At 43.6% G+C, this 12,497-nt stretch carries 10 protein-coding genes; 4 read left to right on the top strand and 6 right to left on the bottom strand.

Features of this window, described 5'->3' with window-relative positions; translation table 11 throughout:
• The first annotated feature begins 347 nt into the window (after nucleotides 1-347).
• From P9989_RS17245 to P9989_RS17260, 4 genes are all read left to right on the top strand, one after another.
• Nucleotides 348-1,172, top strand: coding sequence for a pyruvate, water dikinase regulatory protein (locus P9989_RS17245; RefSeq protein WP_283076099.1), 825 nt, complete (start codon nucleotides 348-350; stop codon nucleotides 1,170-1,172).
• Entirely contained in the window at nucleotides 1,165-3,831 is a 2,667-nt protein-coding gene (gene ppdK, locus P9989_RS17250; RefSeq protein WP_283076100.1) for a pyruvate, phosphate dikinase, read from the top strand. Before P9989_RS17245 ends, ppdK begins: the two co-directional genes overlap by 8 nt.
• Nucleotides 3,832-3,925: 94 nt before the next feature.
• On the top strand, nucleotides 3,926-4,162 hold the full coding sequence (locus P9989_RS17255; protein ID WP_283076101.1) for a hypothetical protein: 237 nt from the start codon (nucleotides 3,926-3,928) through the stop codon (nucleotides 4,160-4,162).
• Between the two features lie 210 nt (nucleotides 4,163-4,372).
• Entirely contained in the window at nucleotides 4,373-5,326 is a 954-nt protein-coding gene (locus P9989_RS17260) for a D-2-hydroxyacid dehydrogenase (RefSeq protein ID WP_283076102.1), read from the top strand.
• Between the two features lie 454 nt (nucleotides 5,327-5,780).
• On the opposite strand, the gene P9989_RS17265 is transcribed toward P9989_RS17260, so the two are convergent.
• The 6 genes from P9989_RS17265 to P9989_RS17290 form a co-directional block, all read right to left on the bottom strand.
• The gene (locus P9989_RS17265) at nucleotides 5,781-6,257 is read right to left on the bottom strand and encodes a DinB family protein (protein WP_283076103.1); all 477 of its coding nucleotides are present in this window, start codon (nucleotides 6,255-6,257) and stop codon (nucleotides 5,781-5,783) included.
• A 221-nt stretch (nucleotides 6,258-6,478) separates the two neighbouring features.
• A complete protein-coding gene (locus tag P9989_RS17270) occupies nucleotides 6,479-7,177 on the bottom strand; it encodes a class I SAM-dependent methyltransferase (RefSeq protein WP_283076104.1) in 699 nt (232 codons plus the stop codon).
• Between the two features lie 355 nt (nucleotides 7,178-7,532).
• A complete protein-coding gene (locus P9989_RS17275) occupies nucleotides 7,533-8,837 on the bottom strand; it encodes a hypothetical protein (RefSeq protein WP_283076105.1) in 1,305 nt (434 codons plus the stop codon).
• 275 nt (nucleotides 8,838-9,112) lie between these two features.
• Entirely contained in the window at nucleotides 9,113-9,949 is an 837-nt protein-coding gene (larE, locus tag P9989_RS17280; protein ID WP_283076106.1) for an ATP-dependent sacrificial sulfur transferase LarE, read from the bottom strand.
• A gap of 39 nt (nucleotides 9,950-9,988) precedes the next feature.
• Nucleotides 9,989-11,263 carry a nickel-dependent lactate racemase gene (gene larA, locus P9989_RS17285; protein ID WP_283076107.1) on the bottom strand — a complete coding sequence of 425 codons (1,275 nt, stop codon included), beginning with the start codon at nucleotides 11,261-11,263 and terminating at the stop codon, nucleotides 9,989-9,991.
• A gap of 32 nt (nucleotides 11,264-11,295) precedes the next feature.
• Complete coding sequence (locus P9989_RS17290) at nucleotides 11,296-12,453, bottom strand: UxaA family hydrolase (protein ID WP_283076108.1); 1,158 nt, start codon at nucleotides 12,451-12,453, stop codon at nucleotides 11,296-11,298.
• Nucleotides 12,454-12,497 lie beyond the last annotated feature (44 nt).

The raw sequence follows: 12,497 nt of genomic DNA on the forward strand, positions 1-12,497 counted from the left end.
AACGATTTAATCAATTCTTTCTTGGCATACTGCTCTGACAAAAGGGATATGTAGGTAAAACCAAAAGAATAGAATCATAGTTCTGCAAAAAAGATTGTAACGAATCAAATTTAATGATAATATACTATTCAACTAAACAGTATGACATATTTAAGTGATATCTCGAATATTGGTATGACACAATACTTTAACGAGGCAAATTACTGCTTAATGGTTTTAGAATCCTTTGTCTACTTTAGCGAGTACATACAAGGTGCCTATCTAGCAGACTAGCAAACCACAACGCAACCAAGAACGGCTAAGTGATCGAGCGAACACTAAACTCTAACAGAATAGGAAGGTCGGATGTGAAAAATAAAGAAATTGTCTATGTAGTTTCTGATTCCGTCGGAGAAACGGCCGAGCTGATGGTAAAAGCCGTTTCAAGTCAATTTAATAAGAGCGACGTAGAGATCCAGCATATCTCCTATGTGGAGGATACTCAGGATCTTAACAATGTTATTGCTGTCGCGAAATATACTCATTCTATCATTGCCTACACGATCGTCATTCCCTCTTTAAAGCAATATCTTGACGAAAGAACACGTGAGGAAGGAATAATTGCAGTGGATTTAATGAATCCGCTTATGCAGGCATTTATGCAAAAATTTGATGCGGCGCCCGAACGGCAGCCAGGGTTAATGAGAAAGTTGGATGATAACTATTTTCGAAGAGTTGAAGCCATTGAGTTTGCGGTAAAGTACGATGATGGGCAGGACATCCGAGGAATTAAGCGGGCAGACATTGTATTAATTGGGGTTTCCAGGACATCAAAGACTCCCCTCTCCATGTATTTGGCCAACAAAAAGTTCAAGGTGGCCAATGTGCCGCTAGTCCCAGAAATACCTCCACCTGATGAACTTTTTGATATTCCAAAAAGCAACTGTATCGGTTTAGTGATCACACCAGATAAGTTAAATGAAATTCGTGAAGAACGATTAAAACACTTAGGATTAACCACCCAGGCGAACTATGCAAAACTAGATCGGATCCTTGAGGAACTGGATTATTCAGAGAAGATTATGAAACGAATAGGCTGTCCCATCATTAATGTCTCCAACAAAGCGGTAGAAGAGACAGCCGATTTGATATTAGCCATGTTAAAAAAAAGGAGAGTTATGTACCATGAATAAACTTGTCTATATGTTCGATCAAGGAGGAAGCGAGAAAAAGGAGCTTTTGGGCGGGAAGGGCGCTAATTTAGCCGAAATGACCCGAATTGGTTTGCCCGTTCCTTATGGGTTTACCATCTCAACAGAGGCTTGCAATTCATACTACGATGCAGGGGAATCTATTCCTGCCGAGATTGAATTTCAAGTATTAGAATCACTTCAAATCCTTGAACAGCAAACAGGGAAAATACTCGGTGACCCGTCCAATCCCCTGCTCGTTTCGGTTCGTTCCGGAGCCGTCCATTCGATGCCGGGAATGATGGATACCGTTTTAAACCTCGGAATGAACGATGACACGGTAAAAGGAGTGGCACACCTTACAGAAAATGCACGTTTTGCTTATGATTCTTACCGAAGATTTATTCAAATGTTTAGTGATGTTGTCCTTGATGTCGATAACTTTTATTTTGAGCAATTTTTAGAAGAATACAGAGAAGAAAATGGCTATGATTCCGACCCTGAAATGTCTGCTGCAGATTGGCAGGAAGTGATCAAAGGATATAAAACGATTGTGCGAAAACATACGAAAAGGGATTTTCCAGAGGATCCAAAAGAACAATTATTCCTTTCCATTCGGGCTGTTTTTGATTCTTGGAATAACCAGCGGGCTGTTGTTTACCGCCGTCTTCAAAAGATCCCTGGTCACCTTGGAACAGCCGTGAACATTCAAAGCATGGTGTTTGGTAATATGGGCAACGATTCCGGGACCGGAGTGGCCTTTACACGAAACCCATCAACCGGTGAAGCGAAGCTCTATGGAGAATACTTGATCAATGCGCAAGGTGAGGATGTAGTGGCCGGGATTCGTACACCGCAGCCCATCGCAACCCTTCAGGATGAAATGCCAGAAGTTTATCAACAGTTTGTAGAAACTTGTAATCTTCTCGAAGAACACTATCAAGACATGCAGGACATTGAGTTTACAGTAGAACGCGGCCAGCTGTTTATTCTTCAAACAAGAACAGGTAAAAGAACCGCCCAGGCTGCCATTACCATTGCTGTTGAATTAGCAGAAGAAAACATTATCAGTAAGGCAGAAGCACTTCTACGTGTTGATCCTGATCAGCTTAGTCAGCTGCTCCATCACCGAATTGACGATGCCTATGAACGGAAACAGTTAGCCAAAGGTCTGCCAGCCTCCCCCGGGGCCGCAACAGGGCAAGTTGTGTTCGATGCAGATGAAGCGGAACAATTAGCGAAAGATGGCGTAAAGGTGATTCTAGTTCGTCCCGAAACGACGCCTGATGATATTCATGGGATTGTTGCCTCGCAAGCAACAGTCACGAGCCGGGGAGGAATGACGAGCCATGCAGCCGTTGTAGCCAGAGGGATGGGTAAGGCCTGCATATGTGGCTGTGAAACCTTAACCATTGATTTAAAAAGTAAGCAGTTTAAGGTAGAAAATACGATCGTGAACCAGGGGGATAAGATTACCATTGATGGGTCAACAGGTGACATTATGTTAGGTGAGATTCCTATGATTGAGCCCCAGCTTTCCGCCGACTTTCAACAGCTGCTTACCTGGGCAGATGAAGAGCGGAAGCTTGGTGTTAGGGCCAATGCAGACAATCCTAAGGACGCTGCAAAAGCGCTGGAATTCGGAGCAGGTGGAATTGGATTGTGCCGGACTGAACATATGTTTATGGATGCCCGCCGGATTCCAATTGTTCAGGACATGATCCTGGCTGAAACCTATCCAGAGCGAGAAGAAGCTCTTACAAAGCTATTACCGATGCAGCAGGAGGATTTTGAAGGAATCTTTGAAACGATGCAAGGCCATCCCATCACGATTCGTTTACTGGATCCCCCTCTTCACGAGTTTTTACCTGATAAAGAAGAACTGCTTGTCGACGTAACCAAGCTGCAAATCACAGATCCAGACTGTAAGGAATTAAAGGATAAGGAAGAGCTGTTAAGAAAAGTGCGTGTGCTAGACGAATCGAATCCGATGCTCGGACACCGCGGCTGCCGATTAGGAATGATTTATCCTGAAATTTACGTCATGCAGGCAAAGGCCATCTTTTATGCGATTTCCAAAGTGATGGAAAAAGGAATAAACGTCAGTCCGGAAATTATGATTCCTTTAGTCGGACACGTCAATGAGTTGAAGGAAATGCGTCAACTGGTGATTAAAACGGGAGAGCAAATTCAAGATGAATCCGGGCAGCACTACGATTATCTCGTGGGTACGATGATTGAAGTTCCGCGAGCTGCCCTCACCGCAGATCAAATTGCGCAAGAAGCGGACTTTTTCTCCTTTGGCACAAATGATTTAACCCAAACGACCTTCGGATACAGTCGTGATGATGCGGAAGGTAAGTTCCTGCAAACGTATATTGAAAACAAAGTGCTCTTAGAAAACCCGTTCGCCTCCCTCGACCAGGACGGTGTAGGCAAACTGGTCGAAACAGGGGTAAAACTTGGGAGAGACACAAAGCCGGGATTAAAGACAGGGATTTGCGGAGAACACGGTGGAGAGAAGGATTCGATCCAATTCTGCCATGAAACGGGCTTGGATTACGTAAGCTGTTCCCCATACCGAATCCCGCTGGCACGTCTTGCAGCGGCTCAAGCTACTATTAAACAGGAACAAAAACAGGTCGTAAAGGAACTTATCTAGGATAAAAATAAAGGAAGCTGTCTCCTTGAGCAGCTTCCTTATTTCATCTACAAAAGACTGACCTATCGTATATTTCATCCGTATTTCGGAAACCATGAAACTATCAATCACTATTCACAAAGGAGATGTGGATGAAATGAAGACAGTAGATTATACATTGGCCGATACCGGATTATATGTGAGTGAGGAAGAGCGAGAAAGCCTGGTCCCTGAAGAAGAATATTGGTTCTTAAACGGAAAGTTTGTCCAAGCCCTTCGAAATGTAGAGGCATTCTATCACTCACAACATAAAGACCCTCAAGAGCTTTACCGCCCTTTTATAAAGGCCTAAATCTATCACTTTTTTATACGAGTACGAAAGCATACTTGAAGCAGGGCATTGTGGAATCAATGTCCTGTTTTCCTATTCCCTCTCTCCTCAAGAACACCCTTTAATGATTAACTTAACCTACTACCTATTCAAAGAACACGTTAATCTATTTAAAAGAAAACCTGTACCTTCTATAATGAACTAAGAACGTAAACAAAAAGGAGAGATTCAATGAATACATCCCAGCCTACGATCCTTGTGTTCCATCCCAACCAGTCAAAAGAATATGCCGCCTGTATCCATGATTATGGATTTACCTCAGTAAAGACCGCCTCCACCCCGGAGGAGGCAGAAAACCAATTACCTGGCACCGAAGTTATTCTGGGCTGGAATTTTCCTACCCAACTACTACATAAACCAGCTGCTTCATCTGTCCGCTGGTTTCAATCGATCGGAGCCGGAGTTGATGATTTAATGGCCGACCCATCGATACCTGAGAACTTGCCCATAACCCGAATTGTCAATCAGTTTGGCACGTATATTTCTGAATATGTATTTACGTTTCTCTTATACCTGTTAAAAGATGTCCCCCGCATAAGACAGTCGCAAATTGACCGCAGCTGGGACCCTTTCACCTCTGAATCTTTGACAGGGAAAACAATCGGGATAGCCGGGATCGGATCAATCGGAGCCGAAATTGTCCGCAAAGCTCGGGCTTTTGATATGGATGTGCACGGATTAAGCTTTAGCGGCAAACAAGCTCATCTAGTGGACCGCCATTTCACAGCGGATGAGTGGGAAGATTTTGTAAAAGAGCTTGACTATTTAGTCTTAACGCTTCCTCTTACTCGTGCAACACACCACATTGTAAACCGCGACATTCTTTCAGCCATGAAGTCAAATGCCAGCCTTGTCAACGTCGGCCGTGGTGAATTGATCGCTGAAGAAGATTTGCAAGCGGTGATGCGCTCAGGACATCTTCAGGCTGCAGTCCTTGATGTATTTGAAAAAGAACCTTTACCAGAAGACCATCCCTTCTACTCCATGCCAAATGTGTATATCACTCCTCATTTATCGGGACCAAGCACCACAGAAGGAGTAAGTCATTTTTTTGTAGAAAATGTAAAGCGATTCCTAGAGGGACAACCTTTACACGGGTTGGTGGACCGGAAACGCGGATATTGATAAGAAAGACCACCCTTCGGAGAAATAGTTAGTCTCCGGAGGGTGGTCCCTGTTGCCACTTTTCTCCCACTGTCATCCCTTGGGTTTATCAGGATGCTTATTGGTGTTTACAGCAACCTGGTCCGTTTCCTTTCATCTTTTGAAAAACAACCTCCGTGGCTTCACGAAATGAATACACACTTCCTCCAAACCCTTTAGTAAATTTATCTGCATGTTCCTGCCATTCGAATGCTAAAACCTGTGGTTGACAGCATTCTATATGAATCGAGGTGTCCATGACATACCAGGCTAAAGGTGCACTGATCGTCGTATGTTTTAGAAAATCGTGACTAATAGCCTGAATTACCTCGTCACCCAGTTGGCGGTGGCGAAGAAGCCCGCAGTGAGCACAGCAGGCCACTTCAATTTTATTATTCGATAAAATGAGTCGATATTTGGCCCATAGTCATCTCCTTTACTCAAATAATTCTCTGTCAATTAGATTTGCCGTAACAGGCTTCCATCCCATTTCGCGTGACCATACAGATAATTGACCTATGTGGTGGATTTCGTGGGCAATGACATGACGGATTATTTCTCCATATTTGAAACTGACCGTTTCACCATTGGAATCAGTTTCTGTAAGTTTCCAGTCTTCCATTTCGTCCGTCCACGATGTCACGAATGACTCTACTTCCCCATGGTACCGGCGCGAAAGATCCCGGACTTTGGATAAGTTTGCATAGGATTCAAACGGTGGTTCTGTCGGCTCTGGTTTGCCTTGCAGTCCGCAAATCCAACTGTACTCAACTTCCACGATGTGAAACAGGGTATATAGAATACTGCCGACTCCCCCTATTCTTTTCACCAATAATTCTTCTTCAGGAACCGTTTCACACCATGTAAACCAGTCATCCCGAACTTGCCAATTGTACTCAAATAATTTCAGCATGCCTAAATCGCCTCCACTTACGTTTATTGAGCAACATTGTTCTTATAAAATGTTCTTCCAATGAGGGCCTAAACCCTTTTATTTATCATGTGAATCTTTTCTGCATTCAACAAATTTCATTCCAGGTAAGCCCGTTACTTGTATAAGAAAAGGGCTTTGCTTGTTATTCCAGCAAAGCCCTGACAGCACAAATGAACCTTTAACATTGTATGGTCGATAAATCATTCTGCATGGCAAATCCATCCGGCAAAAAGCCCTGTAGCATAAAACCTCGCTATATTCGTAAAACCGGATTCCTCCAACAGCCATTCGATTTGTTTTTCAGGAATGAGAGAAATATTCATAATGATTCTATCTTCCATCTCGTCTACTTTAGATGGTTCATGCCCTTCGTCCAAGAAAAAACTTTTCCATACATTTAATCTGTTATGAAGTTCGGCATCATCACGGTCTCCATACGCGCTGACGAGTACGAATGGTGCTCCCGATTTTAAATTATCTTTAATGGTTCTGAGCAGTTTTAACTTCTCTTGATCATCGTCTATAAAGTGAAGAACCAAGATACAACTTGCCGCATCGAACTTCGTATCTGCAGGCGGCAGGTCATCAACCGTTCCTTGAATGAGTCTGATACGGCTTTCCAAACCTAGTTGAACTGCATTATTTTTAGCCATCTTGAGCATATCTTCAGAAGGATCGACTCCAGTAAACGCCCATTTCGGGTTAGAGGGCCCCCATGCGGAAAATTCATTTCCACCGCCCGCGCCGACTACGAGCAGTGATGCTGCTTTGTCTCCCAATTGAGCTCGAAAATAAGATTGAACCATATCGAATAACGTATCATATGTCGGAACTGAGATTCGGGTGTTTTTCTCATATGCCTTAGCTACTTTGGAATTAAATGCAAATTCTTCTTTCATTGTTGATCGCCTCCATTGTTTGATGATGCCATGCCTCACAGAAGTCACCTGCCCTTATTAGGTTCCGTAAGAGTATCCATCATCTTTGGGTTTTAATAAATACTTTATAGACCTTTAATATCTATAATTGATTTAAAAAAATATAGCTAGATGTTCCTACTATATTATTTCCACCATTAAAAAGAGATTAAATAGTCCTTCCTTAACAAGTTTTGTTAAAAGCTTAGAAAGACCTTTACTACCTGTAATTGATTTTAAATCAATATGAAACAAATATCAAGAAGTTCCTATTCTCTGTTTAGCTAAAATCTATCAGGGCACCACCGCTTACGGCAATGCCCATTTCTTTATCACATTATTCTATTGCTTTCGCAGCAGCCTTCACAAGCTCAACTCCTTGATCAACAATCACTCTGCGTTGCTGCTTTAATTCCTCATCAATATAAGCCAACGGATCTTCGGGATAATCCAGTGATGCGACATGCAGGTGTCCACCTGGAAGTTCTTCTAAACCGAAACCAAGGCGGAGACGATTGGAACGGTAGCCTACTTCATTCGAAAGATAACTTCCTCCACCGCCTGCGCGTGCCTGTGAATTTGACGCAGGACCATCGTCACTGCAAACATACGGTTCAGTTTTATATTCAGGCGCGAGCCATTCACACACATGATCATCGCGCTTAACAGGTAAAGGGCCTGTGTCCGCTTCGACCATCGCCTCAGCCGGGAGAGTCGTTTCGATAAATTCCGGAAGCTCTTCAGGCATCGGCCAATCAGAAATGGTTGGGATTACCCCTTCCCTCCAACTGCCATTATTACCTGTCCCCACATGCCATCTGCCATGGTACCCTTCGATTTCCATATCACCAGGTCCGCCCTGACTGATCGTCATCATTAAATCCAATTGCTGCAAATAAGGCCCAAAAGCATCCTCAACAATTCCCTGTTCAAAATCCTTCCAACGCACGGGGAAATTAACAGCCTGAACTACAGCCGGCCCTTCGTCTGTCTCAACACGAAGACCGTCGAGTTGTAACGCAATAGCACCGGACGGATTGCTGTGGCGAGCTCCATATTCCGTCCCGAACCCGTACGGATCAAAGCCACTGACCAGGATCCGCTGAACTCCATTCCCTTTAGGGAACTGGACAGAAGTAATTCCCCTGGATGTGTATTCGAGTTGCTTGATCAATGCTTGACGTTGGCCATCCGTCACCCCAAAGCCCGGACTCCATTGACGTAATGCCTTCGTCATCGACAGGCGTGCCCAATACAAAGGACGATCATCGTATTGATCTAACTTTCCCATATTCGGCCGCTCCCCTTGAGCACGAGCCACAGCCGTCTCCCATATTTGGGATCCATGCTTAGTAATAATGTTCTCGGCGTTCGTTAAATTTGGGGCTGAACATAGCTGCTTCTCAAACTTTTCTACGAATTGATCAAATTGACTATCATGAAGGATCTCCTTTGCATAAGGGCCCCCTTCAGTTATCCGCTGCTCCTCAAGCGTCAACGGAACACTAGAATCATAGCAGTCAGCCTTTTCTTTAGCGTAAGACTTCACAGGTAAAAAAACTAGCAACACTAAGGAAACGAAACTTAAGCAAGCCAGCATCTTGTACGCTGGTTTTTGTAAACAACGACTCTTTGGAACCATATAAATCCTCCTTTTAAAAATGGAAAGAATACTAGAAACGTGCTAGCACAAATAAAACTAAAAGTCTGCTTTACCAGACAAATTGTGGCATCTATTCATAGTTTCTCCATGGAGATCGGTGATTCCTTGCGTCGAAAGTTGCCTTTTTGAAGATGGGGCTTTTGATATAATCCAGCTTCCCATAACGACCCCCCTTACAAAAGTAGCCCTATGGAGAACGAATTCCATAAGGCTACTATCTTTCACGTATAAAAGTTCTTGGAGGATTTTAATGATCAACTAACTTCTGCTTCCTCTGCCTTATCCACTATTGTTTCGTTCATGCTGCCTGTACGATAACCAAGCAGATCCACGGAAACATAGTTAAACCCAAGGGAAATCAGTTGTTTGTGAATGTTATCCCGGTGGTTCAGCAGTTCTGAAACTTCTTCCTGATCCACCTCAATACGTGCAACACTGCCATGGTGGCGTAAACGCACGCGATTGAATCCTAGTTTAGATAGGAATTGTTCTGCTTGATCTACTTGCTCAATTTTACGCTTATCTAGTTTTGTTCCATAAGGAATTCTGGAGGCCAGACTGCATGAGGCGGGCTTATTCCAGATCGGAATCTCCAGTTGTTTCGACAGATCTCGAACTTCCTGTTTATAAAGATTTGCTTCCTGCAGAACACTACGGACCCCTGCTTCGGTTCTGGCTCTTAATCCTGGTCGGAAATCATCGAGGTCATCCATAATCATTCCATCGACAACATGGGCGTATCCTAATTCCTCTGCCAGCTGATTTAAATGAGCATAAAGTAACTTTTTACTGTAATACCAGCTGTCTGGTGTGTTATTGACAATTCCCTCGTCTTCCAGTTCGTTGATTTCGGTCTGATAGACGTTAATCCCCATCTTTTCTCCCAGTTCAACAGCACCTTCAAATTCCTCTTTACGGAATAATTCAGATCCCACCACAACAGCCAGCACGTTTGCGGTTCCTAACTCCTGCTGGGCCCGTTTAACGACAAGTGTACTGTCAACTCCGCCGGAAAACGCTACGATCACACGGTTCATGCCTGCAAGAATTTCACCTAAGTGTTGATTTTTCTCAGTACTCGTCTTTTTCATGCTTTTCGCCCCATTTCGTTTTGTAATTTGATTAGCTTTTTAAGACAATGCTTTCTCTTCAACAAACGGAATCGTTAAAGGACCGAGCGGCAGGACAGCTATGGTCATATCCTCTCCGTATTTCTTCTTCAAGTCTTCTATCGTTTGTTCAATGTTATGGGTTGGTTTTAGCATGGCCCCTTCCACCTGATCGTCAGTAAGCTTAGAGTAGATATAAACATCTGCCCAAACCTGGACCACCGCCTGCTTTTGAACTTGCCACTGGTCAAACATTTTGAAGTCTGGAGCGTTAATCATGTCGAGTAATTCCCCGGGTGTTTCAGCCATTTCAAATAGTTTGGAGTAGTTGCCATGATTCGGTAATCCGTCAGAACACTCGGATGCTACAATAATAGCTCCTCCCTCTTTAACAATCTTGTGGGCAGCACTCATACCTTTTACCGCCTGGTACAGATTTTGATCCAAAGGATAGCCCGAATTCGAAGTGATAACGACGTCAAATCGCTCCTCACATCGATGCATCGAATGTTCCCTGACAAATTCACACCCCTTTTTGTGTGCTTCATAAAGTTCTCCGGCAAACACCTCTGTGATCTCCTTTTCTCGGTTTAAGGTCACGTTGAGCATAAAATCAGGTTTGCACAACCGATTTATTTCACGAGTCATATCCTGAACAGGATTGTTCACCATATTCCCCCAAGTAGAAAGGGGGTCACCGATCATTCGTGAATTATGAAACGTCATGATTGTTTCAATTCCGGCAATCCCCGGCATCACCCCTTTGGGGCCGCCGGAGAATCCTGCAAAGAAATGCGGTTCGATAAAACCAGTTACAATCCGGAAGTCAGATTCTACATATTCTTTATTTAGATAGATGTCACAACCGAACTCACTCTTACCAAGATTGACGAGTGTGTCTTTATCATGACAATGGTTATTGATAATACGAATGTGATCGACAACCCACTGACCAAGCATCTGTACAAATTCTTCCCTCGTTTGATCACGGTGTGTCCCTGTTCCATTAATAATGACGAAGTTTTCTAAAGGAACATGATTTAATTCTTTGATCAATAGTGGGACTAAGATATGATTAGGCGTGGGTCTGGTAATGTCACTGATTACAATCGATACGGTGTCTGTTGATTTTACCGATTCCCTTAACGGCTTCGTTCCAATTGGATGTCTCACAGCCTGACGTATTGCTTCTTCAACATTTGGTAAACCGGGCAAGTTATCCGGTTCTATTATATGGGTATTATCGGGTAAATCTATTGAAACCCCATGTTTTCCATAAAGTAATTCTAGATTCATACAGCCCCCCCTTTCAACAGGTATCGATTTTTTCATATCGTTTCAGCTAATCTCCAAATCGCAAACTCCTGGTTTTTATGGTTCTCAGCGGCCGTTATGGCACCATTTGCTGTTTCTATCACCTTCTGATAGATTTCCTCACCAATTTCTTCGATTGTGCTTATCCCCTCAATGATTTTCCCGGCATTCACATCAATATGTTCAGACATTGTTCGGCAGACTCGGGGGTTCGTACCAATTTTTATAACCGGAGCAATAGGTGACCCTGTCGGTGAGCCTTTTCCTGTTGAAAATAAAACAATCTGGGCTCCGCCGGCTGTCAGGCCAGACACTGACTCTACATCATAACCAGGAGTATCCATAAAAATGAACCCTTTCTCTGCTGGCGATTCAGCGTAGCCAATCACTTCTCTTAAAGGTGAATTTCCGCCTTTTTTAATACACCCTAAAGATTTTTCCTCCAATGTTGTTAACCCGCCTGTCATGTTGCCCGGGGAAGGATTCGCTGAGCGTATATCTTCACCTGTTTCTTTAATTCTTGCTTCGTAGTCCTGGACAATCTGAAGAAACTGTTGACCTACATCTGGGTTGATCGCCTGTTTTGCTAAAATATGTTCCGCTCCAATGGCTTCTGTTGTCTCAGCTAGAATACTCGTTCCGCCATCCCTGACAATAGCGTCCGAGAACGAGCCGATAGCTGGATTTGCCGTAATTCCTGACCAGGCATCTGATCCTCCACAATTGAGTCCGATCCTTAACTCCGTTACATCAGCTGTAACTTTCTTTTCCCTTTTACTTTTCTCAACGGCTTTTTCCAGCCATTGCTTCCCTTTGTTAAGAACTTCAGATAACGATTTACCTTTATTAAAATACATCGCCTCAACATGGTGATGCTGCTCCTTTAGGTCCTCCTTGACCTCTTCCGCAATGTCGTCCTCCCCCATCCCTAAGAGAAGCGCACCACTTACATTTGGATGTCCAACTGTCCCTGTTAACGTACGGATGGTCTGATTTAGATCCTCTTTATACTGGGCCCTGCCACCTTGCTGTACGACAGGAATAACCCCCGGAACGAGTTGAGCTATTTTTTTAGTCAGACTGCTTAGTTCCCCTGCCGTGTTCATTACGATTACATGGTTTCTCACACCAATACTTCCATTTGGTCTCCGATACCCTTCGAATGTTCTCATATCGCACCTTCCTTCAGAAGAAATAGATGATACTTCACCAGAGT

The organism is Halobacillus naozhouensis, from assembly GCF_029714185.1.
Taxonomy (GTDB): domain Bacteria; phylum Bacillota; class Bacilli; order Bacillales; family Halobacillaceae; genus Halobacillus_A; species Halobacillus_A naozhouensis.